The following is a 21,908-nucleotide window of genomic DNA, read 5'->3' as shown; positions in this document are numbered from 1 at the left end:
CAATTACAGCGTTTTCATCGCTGAGTTTGCTTTGGTAGTGGTAACAGCTCTCGCTAATGCCCATACAAACACAGGCAAAACGAACGCTAATACCATGACGTTGAATGGCAGCTCGCGCCATCTCTTTACGCTGAGATGGCTTTACAGCTTTCCCTCAAGCGCTTCCTTGCGGATCTCAGCTTTGAGTCGCTCTTCGGCATACATTTTCTTGAGCCGTTTGTTTTCGTCCTCAAGCTCTTTGAGACGCTTCATCATTGATGCGTCCATGCCGCCAAATTTGGCGCGCCATTTGTAAAACTGAGCTGAACTCATACCGTGCTCTCGGCACAGCTCTGGAACGGGTACACCGTTCTCGTTTTGCTTCAGAATCGCTAAGATCTGGCTGTCTGTGTATCGTGATTTGCGCATAGAAAACTCCTTCGTTTTAGTTTAACGGAATTTTCTACTTATAACTGCTCCGATTTTTCGGGGGGATTAAAAGTATTTTTTAGTATGGCTCGTTTAATACCATCAAACTCATGCTCCAGTTTTTTGTATTCGTTATACACCGAAGGTTTTTTAAGAGCCTTCTTTTTCAATGTTTTTAAAGACATCAACTTTGTCCAAAAGCAAGTTCATAAGGTTGGACGTGTAACGTTGCCTTTTGATTTCTGAGTACTGACAAGTCATAAGCGCTTTGCAGGCGTAACCAGTGGTCAGCAGAGGGCTTAGCAAAAGCCAGTTCCAAGCGTACGGCCATTTCCGGAGTTATTGCACCTCGTCCGTTCAATACCTTGGATAGGGTTTTACGGCTTACATTTAAGTGCTCTGCAACATCGGTAATCGTCAACTCCAACGGCTCGATGACCAACTCTTTTAATATCTCACCAGGATGAGCGGGGTTATGCATAGTCATTAGTGATAATCCTCGTAGTTAACAATTTCCGCATCACGTCCGTTGAATCTGAACGTAATGCGCCAATTACCATTGACAGTGACCGACCAAGTGCCTTTTCTTGAACCTGAGAGTTCATGTAAGCGCAGTCCTGGAAGGTCCATGTCATCGGCGATTTCTGCTTGATCAAGGTTAGATAGAATTAATCGAAGTCGCTTGGCATGAGTCGCCTGTATGCCCGCTGTGCTGCCTGTTCGATAAAACTTTTCCAGACCTTTGTGCTTAAAGCTTTTAATCATGGCTTTATTGTAACCCTAAAGGTTACGATGTCAAGATGCTTGTAAGAATTGAATCGCTAAGCCACCTCAAAACCTTCAAGAATTCGGCATCTAGCTGACCACTGAACCTGTCAATCTCAAGGCATTCTTCACTTCTCAATTCAAACAACGAGGAGTGACTATGGAACCTGTGTCTTAAGCATCGCTTGTGCCTACAATATTGTATCTTGCGCCCATTTCAGGGAAAATGCCCCACTACTTTCGATACTCCTTAACTTAGAAGATGGATACATGCCGAAGCTTGAAATTGCTAACGAAGTGGCGAAACGCCGCACTTTTGCCATTATTTCTCACCCTGATGCGGGTAAAACCACGATAACTGAGAAGGTTCTTTTGCACGGACAGAAGTTGCAAAAAGCTGGAACGGTGAAAGGCCGTGGTTCGAAGCAGCACGCGAAGTCGGACTGGATGGAAATGGAAAAGGAGCGGGGTATTTCCGTCACCACCTCGGTGATGCAGTTTCCTTACCGCGACGGTTTGATGAACCTGTTGGACACGCCGGGGCACGAAGACTTCTCGGAAGACACCTACCGTACGCTGACGGCGGTGGACGCCTGCTTGATGGTGATTGACGCGGCCAAGGGTGTGGAAGACAGAACCATTAAGTTAATGGAAGTAACTCGCCTACGTGACACGCCTATTTTAACCTTTATTAACAAGCTGGACCGGGATATTCGTGACCCTCTAGAGCTGTTGGATGAGGTGGAAAGCGTTTTGAATATTATGTGTGCGCCTATTACTTGGCCGATTGGTTCGGGTAAGAGTTTTAAAGGGGTGTACCATTTATTGCGCGACGAAACGATTTTATATAAGTCGGGCCAGGGCCACACCATTCAAGAGCTGGACATTATTCAGGGCATTGATAACCCAGAGTTAGACGAGCGCATTGGGGTGTATGCAGAAGAGTTGCGCGAGCAAATTGAACTGGTGCAGGGTGCCTCGAACGACTTTGACTTGGAAATGTTCCTTTCGGGCGACTTAACCCCAGTATTTTTTGGTACAGCCTTAGGTAACTTTGGTGTGGACCACATGCTTGACGGCATGCTGGAGTGGGCGCCGAAGCCGCAAGGGCGCCCGACGGACGCAGGTGAGGTGGTGGAGCCTGAAGCGCCGGGTATTTCTGGCTTTGTATTTAAAATTCAAGCCAATATGGACCCAAAGCACCGCGACCGGGTGGCTTTTATGCGCATTGTTTCAGGCCGATATGAAAAAGGCATGCGCATGCGCCATGTGCGCATTGGCAAAGACGTGCGGATTAGTGATGCGCTGACCTTTGTGGCAGGCGATCGAGAAGCGGTGGATGAAGCCTGGCCGGGCGACATTATTGGCCTGCATAACCACGGCACCATTCAAATTGGTGACACCTTTAGCTGGGGTGAGGATTTCCGTTTTACTGGTATTCCTAACTTTGCTCCGGAAATGTTCCGCCGCATTCGTTTGAAAGATCCGTTAAAGCAAAAACAACTGTTAAAAGGCTTGGTGCAATTAGCGGAAGAAGGCGCGGTGCAGGTGTTCCGACCGCTGATGAACAACGACTTAATAGTAGGTGCTGTTGGGGTGCTGCAGTTTGATGTGGTTGTGCATCGGTTAAAGTCTGAGTACGGTGTACAGGCGATTTACGAAAACGTGCAGGTGTATACTGCCCGTTGGGTGTACTGCAAAGACGAGAAAAAGTTGGATGAATTCCGCCGCCGAGCTGAGCACAACTTGGCTTTAGACGGGGGTGAAAACCTAACTTATATTGCGCCAACCCGTGCCAACTTGATGCTAACGGAAGAGCGTTACCCGGATATTGAATTCCACAAAACCCGAGAGGTGTAAACCATGCGTTGGAAAAGTTTATGTGCAGCTGTGCTGCTGGTAACGGCTTGTAGCCCGGAGCCAGCGAAGCAAACCCCTGTAGCCGTGGAGCCTTTTGTGCCCAGTGAGCATATGCGGGTGGCGACGCCCACAGCTGACTTACATAGCTTTGCCAACAGCCATGAGGTGTCAACGGCCCACTTGCATGTCAGCTTAACGGTAAACTTTGAGCAGCAGCAACTGTTTGGCTTTGCCGAGCATACCTTGGCGTTTCATCAAGCGCCTCGGGCGGAAGAATTAGTGCTGGACACTGAGGGACTGCTTATTCAGTACGTAGAAGCCTATGTGGGGGAAGACTGGGCTTTAACCGACTACAGCCTGGGTGAAAGCGACCCTGTATTAGGCACGCCGCTGCATATTCAGTTGCCAGAAGGTGCTGAAAAAGTAAGGGTTCACTACGCCACGTCGCCGAATGCGACGGGCTTAGACTGGGTGGCGCCGGAAGGCACGGCAGGCGGCGAGCAGCCGTTTTTGTACAGCCAGTCGCAGCCCCATTATGCGCGGACCTGGATTCCGATTCAGGACACGCCGGCGGTGCGCTTTACCTTCTCCGGTGAGCTGGCGACGCCGCCCCATTTGGTGGGCTTGATGGGGGCAAACAATAGCCCAGATCCGGAACGAACGGGTTATTACACTTTTGAGAGTCAGCAGCCCATTCCTTCGTATTTAATGGCGCTGGTGGTGGGTGACTTGGAGTTTCAGGCGCTGAATGAGCGCATGGGAATTTACGCAGAGCCGAGTGTGCTGGCCGATGCAGTGGCTGAGTTTGGTTATACCACCGACATGATGGCTGCCACGGAAGATATGTTTGGGGCTTATGCCTGGGACCGCTACGACCAAGTGATTTTGCCACCGAGCTTTCCTTTTGGTGGTATGGAAAACCCGCAGTTGGCCTTTATTACGCCAACGGCCATTGCCGGCGACCAAAGCTTGGTGGGCTTAATTGCTCATGAGCTGGCCCATAGTTGGTCGGGGAACTTGGTGACCAATGGCACCTGGCGAGATATTTGGTTGAACGAAGGTTTTACCTCCTATGTGGAAAACCGCATTATGGAGCGGGTATACGGGGAAAAGCGGGCGCTGATGGAGCGCATGCTGGACGGTCAGAAGCTTCGCCGCGCCTTGCCGAATATGAGCGAACGCTACCAGGTGATGTATGTAGAGCTTGAGCAGCGTGACCCAGACACAGTGTTTACCAATGTGCCCTACATAAAAGCGCAGCAGTTTTTATTCTTTTTAGAAGAGCGTTTTGGCCGAGACGTATTTGACGCTTTTGTGCGCGACTACTTTGCCCACTTTAGTTTTAAAAGTATTACCACGCCGGAATTTGAAGTGTATTTGCAGGAGCAGCTGCTTGCGAAATACCCAGGGGTGGTCACCCCAGAAGAAGTTGAGGAATGGCTGCACGCACCGGGACTTCCCAGCACGGCCACGGTGCCTGTGGTGGATGTGTTTGAGCAAGTGGATGCCCAGCGCGAAATATGGCTAGCAGGCGACGCGATAGATGTGCAGGACTGGAGCTTGCATGAAACCTTGTACTTTTTGCGGACCTTGCCTGCGGAGCTGAGTGAAGCGCAGCTGGCGCGCTTGGATGCCGAGTTTCATTTAACGCAAACGCGCAACAACGAATTATTGAGTACCTGGTTGGTGATAGCGATTCGCAACGACTATGAGCCGGCTATGTCCCGAGTTGAACACATGTTGACCAGTATGGGCCGTTTATTGTTTGTTTTGCCTGTGTACAAAGCACTTGTGGAAACAGAGGCAGGAAAACAGCGGGCACGGGATATTTATCAAGTGGCCCGTGCAGGATACCACCAACTGACAAGAGTAGAGGTTGAATCGCTTTTGGCAGAGTAATTTTTACGGCGTAGTGTGGTAAGTTATGCGCGAGAAAAAACTATAATATAGGTGTAGATATGGCTTCGAAAAAGCTCGGCTTAACCGGCCAAATTCTGACGGGAATGTTCTTGGGTGCGATTGTTGGCTTTATTCTGAATAAAGTTGGCGTGCAAGACACCCTGATACAGTCTGTATTCGTGGACGGTGTGTTCCGTTTAATGGGGGATGTGTTTATTGCCAGCTTGATGATGCTGGTGGTGCCCTTGGTGTTCTTTTCTTTGGTGGTTGGTACTAGCTCGCTGAGCGACCCGGCCATGCTGGGGCGTTTAGGTGGTAAGTCGATTGTACTGTACTTAGTGACCACAGCCGTGGCTATTAGTATTGCTTTGTTTGTGGCTGTGCTGATAGGTCCTGGCGAAGGTGTGAACCTGGAGAAGCCTGCTGCGACGGCCTTTACCGCTGCGGAAGCACCCCCTTTTATTGAGGTGCTGTTGAACATGGTGCCACGCAACCCGATTGCAGCAATGAGTGAAGGCAATATGCTGCAAATAATTGTGTTTGCCTTGTTGTTTGGGGTGGCCATTGCCTTAAGTGGTAAGCCGGGCGAACGCTTGAAGGTGGTGTTTGAAGACATTAACGAAGTCATTATGAAGTTGGTAGTGATGCTGATGTACGTGGCACCTTATGGTGTGTTTGCCTTGATGGCCCGTGTATTTGCAGACCTAGGCTTGGACATGGTGCAAAGCTTGGGCTGGTACTTCGGTACTGTATTCTTTATTTTGCTGTTCCAAGGCTTTGTGGTGTACCCGGTATTGCTAGCGGCATTTACCCGGTTAAACCCAATGCTTTTCTTGCGCAAAATGATGAACGTGCAAGTGTTTGCCTTTAGTATTTCCAGCAGTAACGCCACCATTCCGGTGAACTTGAAAAATGCCGAGCAGCGTTTAGGTGCCGACAATAGTGTGGCGTCTTTCACTATCCCGCTGGGTGCCACCATTAATATGGACGGTACCGCGATTATGCAGGGTGTGGCCACGGTATTTATTTCTCAGATTTACGGCATTGACCTGACCATGACCCAGTACTTGATGGTGATTGGTACAGCCACCTTAGCCTCGATTGGGACCGCGGGAGTGCCGGGCGTTGGCTTGATTATGCTGGCCATGGTATTACAACAAGTTGGCTTGCCGGTGGAAGGTATTGCCCTGATTATTGGTGTAGACCGACTGCTGGATATGACCCGCACGGCGGTAAACGTAACGGGCGACTCTATGGTGACCACAATTATTGCCAAGAGTGAAGGCAAGCTTGATAAGGACGTATACAACAACCCCAACGCTTAAGTTGGGGTTGTCTTGGTAACACGCACCATGGCTGGGTTAGACCAGTTCAATGGCCTCGGCAATGGTGCGCACGCCTTGTACCTGCATGCCCTTGGGCGGCGTTTTAGGTACATTCGCAATAGGTACAATAGCCCGGGTAAAGCCGTGCTTGGCTGCTTCATTCACCCGCTCGGTGCCGTTTGGCACGGGGCGGATTTCTCCCGATAGACCCACTTCTCCAAATACAATTAAGTCGCGCGGTAGTTGCTGGTCTTTAAAGCTGGAAATAATGGCCAGCAGCAGGGCTAAGTCGGCGCTTGTTTCGGTGACTTTTACGCCGCCTACCACATTCACAAACACGTCTTGGTCGCCTAATGCCAAGCCACCATGGCGGTGCAAAACGGCTAGCAATAAGGCTAAGCGGTTTTGCTCAGTACCAACGGCGACGCGGCGAGGGTTGGATAGCTGGGAGTGGTCTACCAAGGCTTGTATTTCTACCAGCAAAGGCCGAGTGCCTTCCCATACCACAATGACAACGGAGCCACTGCCGTGGTCGTCGCCACGGGAAAGGAATATAGCGGAAGGGTTTTTCACTTCTTTTAAGCCGCTGCCGGTCATGGCGAACACGCCCAGTTCATTGACAGCGCCAAAGCGGTTTTTGGTGCCGCGTAGGGTGCGGTAGCGACCGTCTGTGTCGCCGTCGAGCATGACGGAGCAGTCTATGCAATGCTCGAGTACTTTCGGGCCTGCGAGGGTACCGTCTTTGGTGACATGTCCCACCATAATAATGGCCACGTTATTTTGCTTGGCGTAGCGGGTGAGGTAAGCGGCGGTTTCGCGCACTTGAGAAACGCTGCCCGGGGCCGACTGTATGTCGCTGAGATGCATGACTTGAATGGAGTCGATGACCATGACTTTCGGTTGCTCTTGGTCTGCCAGTTGGCAAATGCTTTCGACGGAGGTTTCCGCCAGCATCATCAGTTTTTCGGTGGGTAAATTGAGGCGCTGAGCGCGCATGGCTACTTGCTGCAAGGACTCTTCACCGGTGACATACAAAGCGGGCATGTGTTCGGCTAGCAGGCACATGGTTTGCAATAACAGGGTACTTTTACCAGCCCCAGGGGAGCCGCCAATTAGAATAGCTGACCCAGGCACTATACCGCCGCCAAGCACCCGGTCGAATTCACTAAAACCGCTAGAAAAGCGGGGCACTTGTTCAAGGTCTACTTCGCTTAAACGCTGTACTTTGGCCTGTACCGCCCCAGCAAAGCCTGAGCGGACATGCTGGCGTGCCGGGCTGGCGCCAAGACGCACTTCGGTGATGGTGTTCCAAGTACCACAGGCGTTGCACTGGCCTGCCCAGCGGGGGTAGTCGGCACCACATTCGGTGCATACATAAGCGGTTTTTTGTTTTGCTTTAGCCATAAGCTTATGCGGTTTCCTATACTAAATGGATGAATGATTTTATTGCTGTTTGTCTATAGACTCTGTTTACTTGGTCGACAACAATGTAGTGAATGCATTATCGCAGGAAACAACGACAATGGAAGACGCACTGCTTGAACAGCTAACAGAGCAATTAAAGCCTGTAGTGAACGAGCCTGAATTCGACAAAATTTTCAATATGCTGACCGCAGATATGGCCGGTCCGGATCGCTTTAAATTAAAAGCGCGCCTGCGGGAGCTGGCGGCGCCGTGCAACCGCCAAATTGATTTACGTAAACGTGTATATGGCGATGTTCAAGCGTACACCTTTGAAGGCCGCGTGCATTATATGGACGCAGTGGCTATTGGTATTTTTGAAGAAGGACTGGAGCGGTATAACGGTGTGTTTACCGTGGACACTTACAATAAAATATTTTTAGCTGACAACAATATTCGGGTAATTCAAGATAAGGAAAAACAGCACGCCTTGCGGGAGCTGCGCAAAGAGCGGGAAGGGGCCAAAGTACGGGGAGCTGCGTCTCAGTTACATGCGCCGCTGACTGCAATGAAGCACGACGAAGCCATTCACATACCTTATTTTACCTTTGGCCGTTATGTGGCGCGCCGTGAAGAGCGGATGAATTATGCAGGAGCCATTCGCGTAAAAATAAACGGAACACTTTATGAAGCGGTCACGTCGGACATTTCTGTGAGCGGTATTCGTATTCGCTTAAAGGCCGAGCACGACGTAGTAATACCGAAAGAATTTGAGCGCGGCACACCCGTTGAAGTGCGCTTTATTGGCTTTGCCCAAGAGTTCACCATAGATGTAAACCAAGGGGTGCCTTATGTGTTGATGGCGTCGGAGCAGCGCCGCCAAGGGATGTATTTACGCTTGAAACGAAGCTACACGGAAGATGACGATGACTTTGATGTGTTTTTGTCGCGCTTTATTGCCGGGTACAAACACAGGTACAAAGTAAATGTAGACAATGTGTACCAGGCCTTATTGGCAAAGGCCAATGAACAGCTGTACTTCCCCCGTATGAGCGGGGTGCCGTTGTTTTTTAAGCGCGAAGAAAAGTTTATGTACCCGAAGCTGGCCTTGGAAACAGAAGTAAACCGGAGTGTGTTGGATAACTGGGTAGACGAACAAAATCGCTGTGTTGTGGGGGGCATGTTCTCGGGGAAGCGCTTAGCCAACTTTCTGCGCCAGTTAAGCCAGTCGCCGAAGGGGATTGTGGAAACCATTGTGTATACCTTTCAACTCCTTCGTGACGGCAAGTCTTATTTTTATTCGGCGTTGGACAGTGACTTAAAAGACCCAGAGCTGCGGCAGCAGTTTCTTGGTTATGCCAGCCGCCGTGCCCAGTTTAAAGTGTACCGGTTTAGTTTTGCCCCGTTGGATATTGGTAAAGCCTGGATTCCTACGACCGTCCCTGCCGATGTTTTAAAAAGCATGGGTAGTGGCGTTCGGCCGCCTTCCCCGGAAATTATGAAGCAGCTTGAAGGCTTAACCCATGTGGGGCTGTTAACAGACATTACCCCGCCCGTGGAGTTTTATCAGCATTTTGAGTATGACAAAGAAAAGCTTCCTAAACTGAATAAGTTTGTGCACCCGCGGCGTTTACAGGCGCCTTTGCTCCGTGCAGCCTTTGACTTTAAGGACATTCGCCGCGAGAGCCGCTTTAACCACAGAACGCAAATGCGGATTGAGGCGCACGACAGTGGTCAACTAGGTATTACTCGTGACTTCTCTGTGTCGGGGCTGCAGGTGCAAGTAGAGCAGGCCATGGACATAAAGCGGGGAGACAAGGTGTTTATTAGTTTGCCCGAGCTAGGCAAACGCTTTACCAGTTTTGATTTAAAAAAAATGCCCTATCAGGTGATGCATGTGAGCGCGGAAAATACCGTGTTTCATTTGCAGCGCTTAGGAGACTTTGAGCATGTGGGGCAACAATTCTTTAGTCACTTGATTAGTGCGAACAAAAAAGCGTTAAAAGTGCATGAGCAAACAGGAACAGTGCATGGCTTGCAGCTGTGTTTGCGCAACTTGTACTGTAATTCATTGATGACTTTGCCGTTATTTTTAAAACAAGAGGCGAATGGTGGGCTGTCGCTACACCGGGCGGGCGTTTCGAGTTTAAACGAAAAGCTGAAAAAAATATGCTTGGCCGTGTCAGAAAAAGGCAAGTTGAATATTGAACCTGTGGTGTCAGATGTGATTTTAGAGCGCACGATTGTGGCGGCTTGGCAGCGCTTGGAGCCTACAAGCCGGCCCTGGACAGCGACGCTGATGATACAGCGCACCATTGAAAACAATAGTATTCGCAGCCGGCGCAAATGGTTGCTGCCTTCAGCCTATGAGCCGGAAGAAGCGGGGAATGTAAAAGCATTCTTGCAACAAGGGCTGGAAGCGGGGGAAGTGCTGGCACTGCAATTTAGTTTAATTCGTACAGGTCGCCCCGACACGGAATTTATTGCCGATGAGTTTCGCTATATTCAGCAATACGCCAGCCACCGCGCAGAAGAAGTGCAAGACGAAATGTGGAGTATTGGCGGCTTGCTTGACGTTACTGTGGTAACAAACGAGGTATTAATGCGGTTTAACCTAATAAACCGTGAATAGCTCGAAGGTTACTGCTGAATACCCTGAGTATGTTATTATATGGGGTATTCTTATGTAGGTTTTTATACAGGATTTAGTGTATTCATGGCGCAATTTATTTATAACATGCAGCGGGTGAGCAAAGTTGTTCCTCCGAAGCGGACGATTCTGAAAGATATTTCCTTGAGCTTTTTCCCCGGTGCCAAGATTGGTGTGCTGGGATTAAACGGCTCGGGTAAGTCGACCTTGCTTCGTATTATGGCGGGAGTCGACAAAGAGTTTGACGGCGAAGCCATTCCACAAGCGGGCATTAAAATTGGTTATTTGCCACAGGAGCCGGAACTCGATCCGGCTAAGACTGTGCGGGAAACCATTGAAGAAGCCGTGTCGGAAGTAAAAGAAGCCTTAGCTGAGCTGGAAAGCGTGTACACGGCTTACGCAGAAGAAGACGCAGACTTTGACGCTTTGGCCAAACGCCAGGGTGAGCTGGAAGCGATTATTCAAGCCCACGACGGCCATAACCTAGAAAATGCTTTAGAGCGTGCGGCGAACGCTTTACGCTTGCCACCATGGGACGCCACCATTGAGCACCTGTCCGGGGGTGAGCGCCGCCGTGTCGCCATTTGCCGCTTGTTACTTGAAAAGCCCGACATGTTATTGCTGGACGAACCGACGAACCACTTGGACGCTGAGTCTGTGGCTTGGCTTGAGCGCTTTTTACACGACTATGAAGGCACTGTTGTGGCCATTACCCACGACCGTTACTTCTTAGACAACGTAGCTGGTTGGATTTTAGAACTAGACCGTGGCCATGGTATTCCGTGGGAAGGGAACTATTCGAGCTGGCTTGAGCAAAAAGACGCCCGTTTGAAGCAAGAAGAGCGAACGGAAGCTGCACGCCAGAAGTCAATTCAGAAAGAGCTTGAGTGGGTGCGTGAAAACCCGAAAGGACGCCAAGCGAAAAGTAAGGCACGTTTGTCGCGCTTTGAAGAATTACAAAGCTCAGAGCACCAGGCCCGTAACGAAACTAACGAAATGTTTATTCCACCAGGTCCACGTTTAGGTGACAAGGTGGTGGAGGTGGAAGGCCTGAGCAAGAGCTATGGCGACCGCTTGCTGATTGATAATTTAAGCTTTAGCATGCCGAAGGGCGCGATTGTGGGCATTATTGGCCCTAACGGTGCCGGTAAGTCTACCTTGTTCCGTATGATCAGTGGCTTAGAGCAGCCAGACGCGGGCAGCATTGAGCTGGGCGAGTCGGTACAATTGGCGTCGGTTGATCAGTTCCGTGACAATATGGATCCGAACAAAACAGTGTGGGAAGAAGTGTCGGAAGGTCATGACATTCTTCGCATTGGTACCTATGAAATTCCAAGCCGTGCCTATGTGGGCCGCTTTAACTTCCGGGGTACTGATCAGCAAAAACGAGTGGGTGAACTTTCGGGTGGTGAACGCAACCGCGTGCATTTAGCCAAGCTGCTTAAAGCCGGCGGTAACTTGTTGCTGCTGGATGAGCCTACGAACGACTTAGACGTTGAAACATTACGAGCGCTAGAAGAAGCGTTATTGGAGTTCCCAGGGGCCGCCATGGTGATATCGCATGACCGTTGGTTCCTAGACCGTGTAGCGACGCATATTCTGGATTACCGTGACGAAGGCCAAGTGACCTTCTACGAAGGTAACTACACAGAATACGAAGCTTACATGAAGAAGACCTATGGTGCAGATGCGATGGAACCGCACCGTATTAAGTACAAGCGTATTAGTAAGTAAACGAGCAGCATATTGCTGTGACTTTGATTTATTCTTTTTAATTTAGCTAGGAGTACGTATGCAAAGCCGTAATACGAATATTGCTGACTTTGATCCCCAACTTTGGGAAGCCATGCAAGCAGAAGACAAGCGTCAAGAAGAGCACATTGAGCTGATTGCTTCTGAAAACTATGTAAGCCGTGCGGTGATGGAAGCGCAGGGTTCGCAGTTAACTAATAAATACGCTGAAGGCTACCCAGGTAAGCGTTATTACGGCGGCTGTGAGTTTGTGGACGTGGCGGAAACCTTGGCCATTGACCGTGCTAAAGAACTGTTTTCTGCCAAATACGCGAACGTACAGCCACACTCTGGCTCGCAAGCAAACACGGCGGCTTTCATGGCGTTAGTGAATGCAGGTGACACTATTTTAGGTATGAGCCTGGCCCATGGTGGTCACTTAACGCATGGCTCGTCGGTGAACTTCTCTGGCAAAAACTACAATGCGGTGCAGTACGGTTTAGACCCTGAAACAGGTGACATTAACTACGCTGAAGTGGCTGAGCTAGCCCGTGAGCACAAGCCAAAAATGATTATTGCTGGTTTCTCGGCGTTCTCAGGTGTTATCGACTGGGCTAAGTTCCGTGAAATTGCCGACGAAGTGGGCGCGTACTTGTTAGTAGACATGGCGCACGTTGCAGGTTTAGTAGCAGCGGGCCTATACCCGAACCCAGTACCTCATGCACACGTGGTGACTACCACCACGCATAAAACCTTAGCGGGTCCACGCAGTGGTTTGATTTTGTCGGGCTCTGACGACGAAGACTTGCATAAGCGCTTAAACAGTGCGGTATTCCCAGGCAATCAAGGTGGCCCATTGATGCACGTGATTGCAGCCAAAGCCATTGCTTTTAAAGAAGCCTTGTCGCCTGAATTTAAAGTGTACCAGCAGCAAGTATTAGATAACGCCAAAGCTATGGTGAGTGTGTTGCAAGAGCGTGGGTACGACATTGTGTCGAACGGCACTGAGAACCACTTGTTCTTGGTTGATCTGATTAAGAAAGACATTACCGGTAAAGATGCGGACGCAGCTTTAGGCCGTGCCTTTATTACGGTCAACAAAAACTCGGTACCCAATGACCCACGTTCACCGTTTGTGACCTCTGGTTTACGTTTAGGTACGCCGGCTATTACTCGCCGTGGTTTTAAAGAAGCCGAAGCGAAGCAAGTAGCCACTTGGATTGCTGACGTGTTAGACAACCTAGGTGATGAAAGTGTAGAAGCCCGTGTTCGCGAAGAAGTAAAAGCACTGTGTGCACGCTTCCCTGTGTACGCATAAGGCTGTAAAGAAAAGGCGGGGGGCTGTATGGGCCCCCCACTGCGTTGGAGGTAAACAGATTGCACTGTCCATTTTGTAATATGCAAGACACTAAAGTGATTGACTCACGATTAGTGACCGACGGCATGTCGGTGCGCAGACGGCGTGAGTGTTTGGCGTGCAAGGAGCGTTTCACCACCTTTGAAACCGCAGAACTGGTGATGCCACGCATTGTAAAAACCAATGGTGCGCGGGAACCTTTTAATGAAGACAAATTACGTGCTGGCTTGTTACGTGCGCTAGAGAAGCGCCCCGTGAGCATGGAGAAAATTGAACAAACCGTGAATGCGATAAAGTCGTCGCTGCGGAGCATTGGCGAGCGAGAAGTGTCGAGTAAGCATGTGGGCAACCTTGTAATGGAAGCACTGAAGCAGGTGGATAAAGTGGCTTATATTCGTTTTGCTTCTGTGTACCGGTCCTTTGAAAACTTAGGTGAGTTTGGCGAAGAAATAGCACGGCTGGACGACTAGGATGACGGCTGTACTCTCTCAGGATGTTGTGCATATGCAGCAGGCGCTGCAATTAGCAGCCAAGGGCCAACAAACCACACGACCAAACCCGAATGTGGGCTGCGTGATAGTGAGCGCCGCAGGCGAAGTGGTGGGCGAAGGCTGGCATGCGCGAGCCGGCGAACCCCATGCCGAGGTGCATGCTTTGCGTATGGCTGGGGAACGGGCGCAAGGCGGTACGGCCTATGTAACCTTAGAGCCCTGTAGTCATTATGGCCGCACACCGCCATGTGCTGAAGCCTTGGTTGAGGCGGGGGTGGCCCGCGTGGTCGTGGCCATGGAAGACCCGTTTCATCAGGTGGCGGGACGTGGTATTCAACGGCTGCAGCAAGCGGGTATTGAAGTGGTTGTCGGTGTAGAAGAAGCCGCCGCTCACGCTTTAAATAAAGGGTTTATTCACCACTGCCAAACGGGCTTGCCATTGGTGCAGGTGAAACTAGCGGCCAGTATTGACGGGGCAACCGCCTTAGCCACGGGTGAAAGCCAATGGATAACAGGGCCAGAAGCACGGCGCGATGTGCATGAAGCACGAGCCTGTGCAGGTGCCATTCTGACCGGAGCCGACACGGTTCTGTACGACAACCCACAGTTAAATGTTCGTTTAGAGTCTTTGCCAGAAGGTTTTCAACAGCCGGTGCGGATTGTGATTGACAGCTTAGGCCGGGTACCGCTGGATGCCACTATTTTTGCCGATGGCACGCCTGTGTACCTTGTGCGCACGCGGGCTTTAGGTATGGACTACCCTGAGCATGTGCACGAGCTAATTGTGCCCGATAGGCACGGCAAAGTTGACCTGGCGGCCATGTTAGCAGCTGTGGGCAAAATGAACATTCATACTCTTTGGTGTGAAGCGGGACACCAACTGGCTGGCGCCTTAATAGAGCAGCAGTTGGCCCAAGAATTATGGCTGTATATTGGCCCGAAATTAATGGGGCAAGGGGCGCAGCCGGTGTTAGCACTGCCCCAGTACAAGGCCATGCGTGATGTGCCTTGTTTTACCTTAAGTAGCGCTGAGCCGATAGGCAATGACGTAAAACTTATTTATTTACTGTAGTTAATTGCAAGTAACCGAGGAGTAACCCGAGTATGAGTACACTGAACACCACTGCTGAAATTATTGAAGATATTAAAGCGGGTAAAATGGTGATTCTTATGGACGACGAAGACCGGGAGAACGAAGGCGATTTAATTATGGCGGCCGAGTGTATTACACCGGAAGCGATTAATTTTATGGCGCGTTATGGTCGTGGATTAATTTGCCTGACGTTAACAGAAGAGCGTTGCGAGCAGCTAAACCTACCGTTAATGGTGGGTCAAAATAATTCTCCTTATGCCACCAACTTTACCGTGTCGATTGAAGCGGCAGAAGGCGTGACCACAGGAATTTCTGCAGCAGACCGTGCCCGCACTGTGCTAGCGGCTGTAGCCAAAGACGCTAAGCCGACCGACTTGGTAATGCCCGGTCATATATTCCCGTTGAAAGCACGGGAAGGTGGAGTGTTAAACCGCGCGGGCCATACGGAAGCCGGCTGCGACTTAGCCAAGCTAGCGGGCCACGAGCCGGCAGCGGTGATTGTGGAAATTTTAAATGAAGACGGCACCATGGCACGCCGTGCCGACTTAGAAAAGTTTGCGGCTGAGCATGGTATTAAAATGGGCACCATTGCCGACTTAATTGAGTACCGCTCGCTTACAGAGCACACGGTAGACCGTGTGGCTCAGTGTCGTTTACCGACCAGTTACGGTGAGTTTGACTGTGTGACCTTCCAAGACACTGTGGACGGTCAGGTGCACTTTGCTTTGGTGAGTGGCGAAATAAAAGAAGCGCAGCCAACCTTAGTGCGGGTGCATTTGCAAGACACCTTTAATGACTTATTGGCCACGGACCGCGCCGCACGCCGAAGTTGGCCTTTGTACCGTGCCATGCGCAAAATAGCGGAAGAAGGTGGGGTGCTGGTGTTACTTGGTCGTCAACAAACGCCAAGCGACTTGATTGATCAGGTGCGTCACTTTGAAGCGGAAGACCAAGGTGAAACTCGCCCAACGGCTACCTTGTCGAACCAGTCGCGCAATGTGGGGGTGGGTTCACAAATACTTTCGCAGTTGGGTGTGAGTAAAATGCGTCTGTTAAGCTCGCCGCGTAAATACTCTTCATTGTCAGGGTTTGGCTTAGAAATTGTCGAATTTATAGAAGACACATACTAATAATAAAGGACGTATTTATGATATTGAGAAAAGGCAGCTTAGCCATTGTTCTGGCCGCGCTCATTTCTGGCTGTGGCGGCTCTTCGAGTGACTCGGTTACGGGTGGGAATAATGGTGGTAACAATGGTGATGGTGATAATGGAGGTACCACACTAAGCTGTAGCGCAGAAACCACAGCATTAACAGCTTTGCGCGCGAGCACGGGACCCAGCCCACTGTTAGGTGAAACAGTGACGGTTAAAGGGGTGGTGCATGCTGTGTTTGCTGGTAATAAGCGGCTTGGCGGTTTCTATATACAAGCCTTGAAGGCCGAAATAGATGACCAAGCCGATGTGTCGCAAGGTGTGTTTGTGCATGATCCGAGCATTACAGATGTAAAAACAGGGCAAGAAGTTATTGTGCAAGCTGTGGTTGCAAACCATGGTGGTGAAGTGCAGTTGCGTGAGCTTGCCGAATATAAGGTGTGCCGCTCTAGCAGTACGATTATTTATAAAGACATTGAGTTTCCTTTAGCAAGCTTAGACACGTTAAAGCGTTATGAAGGCATGGCGGTTCGTTTAAGTGGCTTGCGCTTTATAACCAATAACGAGAACCTAGGCGCTGAAAGTGAGCTGACCTTAGCGACCGAGCTTCTGCGTTATCCAACAGATATTATGACGCCAGGTACAGAAGCATACGCACACGCCGACAGTTATGATGTTAAGCAGATTGTGTTGGACGATGGCTCGTTTGTTCCGTATCCAATTTCAGTTGAATTTCCACCACCCGAGCTGATGTCGAGCCATACGGCGCGTATAGGCGACCGTGTACTTGGGCTTGAGGGCACTATAGGCCAGAAGGAAGGCGAATATCGTTTTCAGCCAACCAGCATGCCTATTTTTGCAAAGGTGAACGAACGCCCACGGGTGCCGGATTTATTCACAGAGGCAGAGAAGCAGCAGGCGGAGTCGAGCGAAGAGCCACTTGAGCGTGATGCGTCGCAACTTCGTGTGGCCACGGTGAATCTTTGGTTCTACCAGCCAGGTACTGCTGGTTTTGTTAGGCAGCGTCCTAAAATAACAGCTTTACTACGTGGCCTTGACGCAGATGTGTATGCGTTACAAGAGCTGCCGAATAATGGCACTGGGCCTATGAGTGCAGTTGCTGACTTAGTGAATATGCTGAATGAAGCGGAAGAAGGTGCACCGTATGCTTATGTGGCTTACTCGGATGAGCCGATGGGACAAGGCGAACTGAGTAATGCTTTGGTATATCGCCAAGATCGTGTATCGGAGTCGGGCGTTGCGAGCAAGCTAGACACGGGCGACTTTAACGGCACGGTTCATACGCCTGCTATAGCCCAAACCTTTACACACACATTGTCGGGCAAACAACTGACGATTGTTGGCACTCAGTTAGCTGAGCGGACTTGCACGGAAACGAGTAACCAAAGTGAATTGTTACGTGACCGCGAAGATGGCCAGGGCTGTGCGAGTTTAGCGCGCCGAGAAGGGGCAAATAGCTTAATTAACTGGGCAGCAAGTAAACCAACAGGCGTGGCGACAGCTGAAACGATTGTGTTAGGTGACTTTAACGCCTACCGCCAGGAGGAGCCAATTCAAGCATTTGCGCAGGCTGGATACACAAGTGCTGCTGATGACTTAACGGGTATTCGGTTTACTCATGTTGAAAATGGGTTGGCGGGTACGCTGGACTATGCGTTCATACCAAATGCGTTGACCAAAGCGGTGGTGACTAAGGATATTTGGCAAGTGAATGCAGATGAGCCAAAAGCCATTGACTTCACCATGACTGGCAAGAAAGATCGGCATCACATTACTTGGTATGACCAATCAGCATTCCGTGCGGCTGAGCGGAACCCTGTGGTGGTTCGTTTTGATACGACGAAGTTTAATTAAGCGCTAAAATAGCTTGCCAAAGGCGTGAGTTAACCGGGGTCGGCACATGGAGTTGCCGACCTTTTTTATGCACAAAACCATTTAAATAGTCTACTTCCGTGGGCCGCTTGGCGCGCACGTCTTGCAGCATGGAGTTGATGTTTTCCGCGGTGCCAGCAATGACCTGTTGAACGTGTTGGTAGAGGTTTTCGGCGCGGACGGGCTGTGTATGCTGTGGTAACGCTTGCTGCATCAGGGCGCTTACTTCCTCGCAGACGGCCTGAATGTCCGCTTGGTAGTGGGGCTTTTGAAGTTCGCCATTGGGGCTATTGGCTAGCGTAGCCAATGGGTTGATAGCGCAGTTAATAGCCAGTTTATGCCACCGCCTGAGGGCAATGTGGGGCTCCCATTCACTGCTAAAGGCCTGTTGCCAAAGAGGCCACCAAGTAGGTGCTGCTTGTTCACCGTGGCGCATGCCCAGCCAATTCTGACCCATGCCACTATGTACTGTGTGGTACTTTTCTTTACGCCACCCGCCGTGGGTGGTGACCCAGTCAATAAGTTTCCCTTGATAAGGCTGCAAGGCTTCTTCTGCTGCGCCTAGCCCGTTGTGGCTGATAATAATATGTTGTGCCTGTGATAAGGCAGACTGGTAGCTTGTAAGGGCGGACGCTAACTGCCACGCCTTCACCGGGAACACCCATACGGCGTTGGCTGGGAGCTGCTGTAAGGTGCCTTGATGCACGGTTTGCACTGGGCCAGTGAGCTGAGTATGGCCTGTAACCTGCAGGTGTGCTTCGGTCGCTTCTGAACGAGTCACGAAGTACACCGACTGTTGCTGCTGTAGTAAGCGAGCGCCTAAAATGCTGCCGATTGCTCCCGTACCGACGATAACCCAAGGCGGTTGGCTCATGTTTGTTCTCCGTTTTCTGTGTTTCTTTGCTTGTTTTTGCCTGCTTGCTCTAGGTCTTGAATGGGCTTGCGTATGCTCCATAGAAACAACAAGCTGGGTAATACCATAACAGTGGTGATAACAAAGAAGAGAGCCCAGTTGCCGTTGAGCCAGTCCACCAGCGCGCCGGAGTAGCTGCCAAGTAGAGTGCGGCCGAGCGTGGCGATGGAGGCCATGAGTGCATACTGGGAGGCGGTAAAGGCGCGGTTGGTCATGAGGCTTATGAGTGCCACGAAAGCAACGGTGGACCAGGCGGACGTAAAGCCGTCGACAATAACGGCGGCAACCAGTAGTGGCTCGCTTGGGCCAATGAGGGCGAGGGCGGCAAAAAACAGATTGCTTAAGGCCATGGCGCTGCCGCCAATAAACAAACCTTTAATAATACCGGCGCGCATGGTGACGTAACTGCCCACTAAAGAGAAGAAAATGGTGACCCACCAGTTGAGCAGTTTGGAGTACACACCAATTTGCGCATTGCTAAATCCAATTTCTTGATAAAAAACAATCGACATGCGGCCTAAGAAGGCTTCGCCGACTTTAAATAGTAAAACGAACAACAAAATGGACAGGGCAAAGCGCACACCATTGCGTCGGAAAAACTCGGCCAGGGGCTCTATCATGGTGACAATGAGCCAGGCAGAAATACGGTGGTGGCTGCGGATAAGAGTGTGGCTTGTTGGTGTGTGTGCAGCCGACGCCGAGCCATTGGTGTGACGCTCCAGAGCCATTAAATTCCGGGTGGCAAGCGCAAAGGCCGCTAGCACACATAGCCCCCACAAGGCCCACTGGCTGGCGCTGGCTTCCTCCATGCGGGTAATCGCTAGGGCTAGCAGTGCAAACAAGGTAAAACCAAGCAGTGGTAAACTAAAGGACAAGCTGGGGCGGCTCACTGCTGCAGCGATGTAGCGCTGTTCGGCGTTGAACTGGCGCTCGGCTCGGTTGGTGTACGGCTCGCGGGCGAGCCAGATGCCGCTGGTGAGCAGCAGCATAATAAAGGCTAATCCTTTGTATATGGTGGCCCAGTCCCAGCCGGGCAGCTCACTTAAAAAGAACGGAATACTGCCGATGCCAGCAAAGCCTGTCCACCAGCCGGAGGTGGCCATGGCGGCTGCCGCCGACTGCACTGTGCCTTCATGCTCACCGATGGAGTCGATGCGATAGGCGTCGATGGCAATGTCTTGGGTTGCCGAAAAAGTAGCGACTGCGAGGGCAATGAGGCCGGCGGTGGTGAGGGCGTGCACTTCAAAGTTAATGGTGGAAAGAGCGAAGCAAGTAACCGCTAAACCCAACTGGCAGAATAAGATCCAACCGCGTCGTTGACCAAGCCACTGGGTAAGAGCCGGAATTTTTATGCGGTCGACTAAGGGGGACCAGAGGAAGTTGACCGAGTACATCACATACACAGCACCAAAATAGCCAATGGCACTGCGGCTCATGCCGGCTTCGTTAAGCCAAGCGGACATGGAGGAGCCTATCATGACCCAGGGAAAGCCGCTGGCAATACCAAATAAGAAAATACTCAGAAGGCGTCGCTGGGTATAAAAGCGCAGGATATTCCGTAGGCCTTGAGGCGCATGATGCTGTGGCATAAAACGGCGGTGTCCTTAAAGTGTAAAGGTAGTACTTAAAACTCGGCGGGTAAAAGCTCAACCCGCAGCAACAGTAACGGCGCTAATGGCACATTTTCATACTGGGTTGGCTCGTGAAAGCCGGTTGGAACAGCCGCTAGTGTACGCAATAACTCGGCGTTTTCTACTACTTCACCAAAAACCGTGTAACCCCAACGGCGGGCACTTGGGTTTAAGCTGTCGTTGTCGTTGGCGTTAAAGTAAAACTGCCGTATAGCGCTGTGTGGGTCGGACTGGCGGGCCATGGCGATGGTGCCGAATCGGTTTTTTAAGCCATTGCCGCTTTCGTTCACTATGGTTTCGCCCGTGGGAAGTTCATTCCATTCGGCGTCAAAGCCACCCCCTTGCACTACGAATTCGTCGATGACCCGGTGAAACAGGGTGTTGTTGTAGCTACAGGATACCACGTACTGCAGAAAGTTTTCGACTGTGTAGGGCGCACGCATGCGGTTCAGCTCTACCACCATGTCCCCATGGCTGGTGACAAACTTAACCCGAGGAAACAAATTGTCGGCTTGGGTGTCGCTGGCTTGCGCGTAGTTAAGGCTGCAGAGGGCGAGCAAACAGGAAAATAGAAAAATGCTAATGCGTCGCATGGGGGCTCCTTGTCTGGTGTTTGGGTAAATGGTTAAGGCCGAGTGAGCCAGTCTTTAAAGTCTTGGTCGTTCATGAAGTGGCTGAGGGCTGTGTCCATTATGGCCACCATGTCACTTTCTACGTAGTCTGGTTTCAGTTTAAGTTTGCCTTCGCGGTTGCGCGTTGCTGTGTAGGTCTTTGTCCAGGTGCCGCGGCTTTGATTTGCGGTAACTTGCACCGAGAAGCGACAGTTCATGGCGTGACGGCTTAAAGTTTGATCAGCCACGCAGAGCCCTTCTTGTATGTTGAGCTGCAAACGAAGGGGGTTATTGGTCGGATCAGCAAGGTAAGGGGCTAGTTGTTGTTGTATGATCATTGTTAAAGGTTGCTGGAACGTGGCAAACTGCGCAGGTTCCGTTTTGTAATGGAGACGCAGCACATGATGCTGGGGTCGCATGTCGACCACGTTTAATTGGGCAGGCAAGCGGGGCTGTTGTGTGCTTGCTTGATTGGCAAGCTGTGTGGTGCTGAGGTCGGCTTGCAAAGGACCAAATTCGGTACTTTTACAGCCGCTAAGTAAAACCATGCTGGCACAGGCAGCGAGCAGCGCAGGGCGCAGTGAAAAGGGGTTACATGGTGTGTGCTTATACATCATTGCCTCGTTTAGGGTTTTTGTTCTGTCCATTAAGGTATACGATTAGTGTATATGAGTCACGCCCGCATCTTTGGCTTTCATAAGAAAGCACAGTGAAGTGGCGCTTACAG

The 21,908-nt window shown here is 50.8% G+C and carries 17 protein-coding genes and 1 pseudogene; 10 read left to right on the top strand and 8 right to left on the bottom strand.

Annotated elements, in window-relative coordinates:
* The 3 genes and pseudogenes from CWE15_RS07715 to CWE15_RS07705 form a co-directional block, all read right to left on the bottom strand.
* Nucleotides 1-408, bottom strand: a pseudogene (locus CWE15_RS07715) (transposase); the annotation flags it as partial.
* 184 nt (nucleotides 409-592) lie between these two features.
* Nucleotides 593-895: a HigA family addiction module antitoxin gene (locus CWE15_RS07710; protein ID WP_126757500.1), complete on the bottom strand. Its 303-nt coding sequence runs from the start codon at nucleotides 893-895 to the stop codon at nucleotides 593-595.
* The gene (locus CWE15_RS07705; protein ID WP_126757499.1) at nucleotides 895-1,173 is read right to left on the bottom strand and encodes a type II toxin-antitoxin system RelE/ParE family toxin; all 279 of its coding nucleotides are present in this window, start codon (nucleotides 1,171-1,173) and stop codon (nucleotides 895-897) included. Before CWE15_RS07705 ends, CWE15_RS07710 begins: the two co-directional genes overlap by 1 nt.
* A gap of 270 nt (nucleotides 1,174-1,443) precedes the next feature.
* On the opposite strand from CWE15_RS07705, the gene prfC reads away from it, so the two are divergent.
* From prfC to CWE15_RS07690, 3 genes are read left to right on the top strand one after another with little or no spacing between them, the layout of a single operon-like run.
* On the top strand, nucleotides 1,444-3,033 hold the full coding sequence (gene prfC / locus CWE15_RS07700) for a peptide chain release factor 3 (protein ID WP_126757498.1): 1,590 nt from the start codon (nucleotides 1,444-1,446) through the stop codon (nucleotides 3,031-3,033).
* Nucleotides 3,034-3,036: 3 nt separating this feature from the next.
* Nucleotides 3,037-4,932, top strand: a complete 1,896-nt coding sequence (locus CWE15_RS07695; RefSeq protein ID WP_126757497.1) for a M1 family metallopeptidase — start codon at nucleotides 3,037-3,039, stop codon at nucleotides 4,930-4,932.
* Between the two features lie 59 nt (nucleotides 4,933-4,991).
* Nucleotides 4,992-6,257, top strand: coding sequence for a dicarboxylate/amino acid:cation symporter (locus CWE15_RS07690; protein WP_126757496.1), 1,266 nt, complete (start codon nucleotides 4,992-4,994; stop codon nucleotides 6,255-6,257).
* A gap of 36 nt (nucleotides 6,258-6,293) precedes the next feature.
* On the opposite strand, the gene radA is transcribed toward CWE15_RS07690, so the two are convergent.
* Nucleotides 6,294-7,661 (bottom strand): DNA repair protein RadA, encoded by a 1,368-nt coding sequence (gene radA / locus CWE15_RS07685; RefSeq protein WP_126757495.1) that lies wholly within the window; start codon nucleotides 7,659-7,661, stop codon nucleotides 6,294-6,296.
* A 49-nt stretch (nucleotides 7,662-7,710) separates the two neighbouring features.
* On the opposite strand from radA, the gene CWE15_RS07680 reads away from it, so the two are divergent.
* From CWE15_RS07680 to CWE15_RS07650, 7 genes are all read left to right on the top strand, one after another.
* Nucleotides 7,711-10,290, top strand: coding sequence for a PilZ domain-containing protein (locus tag CWE15_RS07680; protein WP_126757494.1), 2,580 nt, complete (start codon nucleotides 7,711-7,713; stop codon nucleotides 10,288-10,290).
* An 84-nt stretch (nucleotides 10,291-10,374) separates the two neighbouring features.
* Nucleotides 10,375-12,042 carry an energy-dependent translational throttle protein EttA gene (gene ettA / locus CWE15_RS07675; RefSeq protein ID WP_126757493.1) on the top strand — a complete coding sequence of 556 codons (1,668 nt, stop codon included), beginning with the start codon at nucleotides 10,375-10,377 and terminating at the stop codon, nucleotides 12,040-12,042.
* Between the two features lie 58 nt (nucleotides 12,043-12,100).
* On the top strand, nucleotides 12,101-13,357 hold the full coding sequence (gene glyA / locus CWE15_RS07670; protein ID WP_126757492.1) for a serine hydroxymethyltransferase: 1,257 nt from the start codon (nucleotides 12,101-12,103) through the stop codon (nucleotides 13,355-13,357).
* 59 nt (nucleotides 13,358-13,416) lie between these two features.
* Nucleotides 13,417-13,866, top strand: a complete 450-nt coding sequence (gene nrdR / locus CWE15_RS07665) for a transcriptional regulator NrdR (protein ID WP_126757491.1) — start codon at nucleotides 13,417-13,419, stop codon at nucleotides 13,864-13,866.
* Between the two features lies 1 nt (nucleotide 13,867).
* Nucleotides 13,868-14,959, top strand: a complete 1,092-nt coding sequence (gene ribD / locus CWE15_RS07660) for a bifunctional diaminohydroxyphosphoribosylaminopyrimidine deaminase/5-amino-6-(5-phosphoribosylamino)uracil reductase RibD (RefSeq protein ID WP_126757490.1) — start codon at nucleotides 13,868-13,870, stop codon at nucleotides 14,957-14,959.
* Nucleotides 14,960-14,991: 32 nt separating this feature from the next.
* Complete coding sequence (gene ribBA / locus CWE15_RS07655; RefSeq protein ID WP_126757489.1) at nucleotides 14,992-16,110, top strand: bifunctional 3,4-dihydroxy-2-butanone-4-phosphate synthase/GTP cyclohydrolase II; 1,119 nt, start codon at nucleotides 14,992-14,994, stop codon at nucleotides 16,108-16,110.
* 17 nt (nucleotides 16,111-16,127) lie between these two features.
* Nucleotides 16,128-18,008: an ExeM/NucH family extracellular endonuclease gene (locus CWE15_RS07650; RefSeq protein WP_126757488.1), complete on the top strand. Its 1,881-nt coding sequence runs from the start codon at nucleotides 16,128-16,130 to the stop codon at nucleotides 18,006-18,008.
* Here CWE15_RS07650 and CWE15_RS07645 read toward each other — a convergent pair.
* Genes CWE15_RS07645 through CWE15_RS07630 form a run of 4 tightly spaced genes read right to left on the bottom strand, consistent with a single transcriptional unit; the run spans nucleotide 18,001 to nucleotide 21,798 of the window.
* Nucleotides 18,001-18,900 (bottom strand): ketopantoate reductase family protein, encoded by a 900-nt coding sequence (locus tag CWE15_RS07645; protein ID WP_157980734.1) that lies wholly within the window; start codon nucleotides 18,898-18,900, stop codon nucleotides 18,001-18,003. The two genes, CWE15_RS07650 and CWE15_RS07645, sit on opposite strands and share 8 nt — an antisense overlap.
* Nucleotides 18,897-20,528, bottom strand: a complete 1,632-nt coding sequence (locus CWE15_RS07640) for an AmpG family muropeptide MFS transporter (protein ID WP_126757486.1) — start codon at nucleotides 20,526-20,528, stop codon at nucleotides 18,897-18,899. The genes CWE15_RS07645 and CWE15_RS07640 overlap by 4 nt, the downstream gene beginning before the upstream one ends.
* A gap of 35 nt (nucleotides 20,529-20,563) precedes the next feature.
* Complete coding sequence (locus CWE15_RS07635) at nucleotides 20,564-21,163, bottom strand: peptidylprolyl isomerase (RefSeq protein WP_126757485.1); 600 nt, start codon at nucleotides 21,161-21,163, stop codon at nucleotides 20,564-20,566.
* Between the two features lie 32 nt (nucleotides 21,164-21,195).
* Nucleotides 21,196-21,798 carry a YajG family lipoprotein gene (locus CWE15_RS07630; RefSeq protein ID WP_157980733.1) on the bottom strand — a complete coding sequence of 201 codons (603 nt, stop codon included), beginning with the start codon at nucleotides 21,796-21,798 and terminating at the stop codon, nucleotides 21,196-21,198.
* Nucleotides 21,799-21,908: the final 110 nt, after the last annotated feature.

Source organism: Aliidiomarina taiwanensis (assembly GCF_003987015.1).
In the GTDB taxonomy this organism is placed as follows: domain Bacteria; phylum Pseudomonadota; class Gammaproteobacteria; order Enterobacterales; family Alteromonadaceae; genus Aliidiomarina; species Aliidiomarina taiwanensis.
Note: the sequence above shows the minus strand (reverse complement) of the source record. Positions and strands in the feature narration are given on the sequence as shown.

Excerpts from the sequence above, each read along its gene's own strand:
- CWE15_RS07710 (WP_126757500.1), bottom strand. The coding sequence starts at position 895 with ATGACTATGCATAACCCCGCTCATCCTGGTGAGATATTAAAAGAGTTG.
- CWE15_RS07705 (WP_126757499.1), bottom strand. The coding sequence starts at position 1,173 with ATGATTAAAAGCTTTAAGCACAAAGGTCTGGAAAAGTTTTATCGAACA.
- prfC (WP_126757498.1), top strand. The coding sequence starts at position 1,444 with ATGCCGAAGCTTGAAATTGCTAACGAAGTGGCGAAACGCCGCACTTTT.
- CWE15_RS07695 (WP_126757497.1), top strand. The coding sequence starts at position 3,037 with ATGCGTTGGAAAAGTTTATGTGCAGCTGTGCTGCTGGTAACGGCTTGT.
- CWE15_RS07690 (WP_126757496.1), top strand. The coding sequence starts at position 4,992 with ATGGCTTCGAAAAAGCTCGGCTTAACCGGCCAAATTCTGACGGGAATG.
- radA (WP_126757495.1), bottom strand. The coding sequence starts at position 7,661 with ATGGCTAAAGCAAAACAAAAAACCGCTTATGTATGCACCGAATGTGGT.
- ettA (WP_126757493.1), top strand. The coding sequence starts at position 10,375 with ATGGCGCAATTTATTTATAACATGCAGCGGGTGAGCAAAGTTGTTCCT.
- glyA (WP_126757492.1), top strand. The coding sequence starts at position 12,101 with ATGCAAAGCCGTAATACGAATATTGCTGACTTTGATCCCCAACTTTGG.
- ribD (WP_126757490.1), top strand. The coding sequence starts at position 13,868 with ATGACGGCTGTACTCTCTCAGGATGTTGTGCATATGCAGCAGGCGCTG.
- ribBA (WP_126757489.1), top strand. The coding sequence starts at position 14,992 with ATGAGTACACTGAACACCACTGCTGAAATTATTGAAGATATTAAAGCG.
- CWE15_RS07650 (WP_126757488.1), top strand. The coding sequence starts at position 16,128 with ATGATATTGAGAAAAGGCAGCTTAGCCATTGTTCTGGCCGCGCTCATT.
- CWE15_RS07645 (WP_157980734.1), bottom strand. The coding sequence starts at position 18,900 with ATGAGCCAACCGCCTTGGGTTATCGTCGGTACGGGAGCAATCGGCAGC.
- CWE15_RS07640 (WP_126757486.1), bottom strand. The coding sequence starts at position 20,528 with ATGCCACAGCATCATGCGCCTCAAGGCCTACGGAATATCCTGCGCTTT.
- CWE15_RS07635 (WP_126757485.1), bottom strand. The coding sequence starts at position 21,163 with ATGCGACGCATTAGCATTTTTCTATTTTCCTGTTTGCTCGCCCTCTGC.
- CWE15_RS07630 (WP_157980733.1), bottom strand. The coding sequence starts at position 21,798 with ATGATGTATAAGCACACACCATGTAACCCCTTTTCACTGCGCCCTGCG.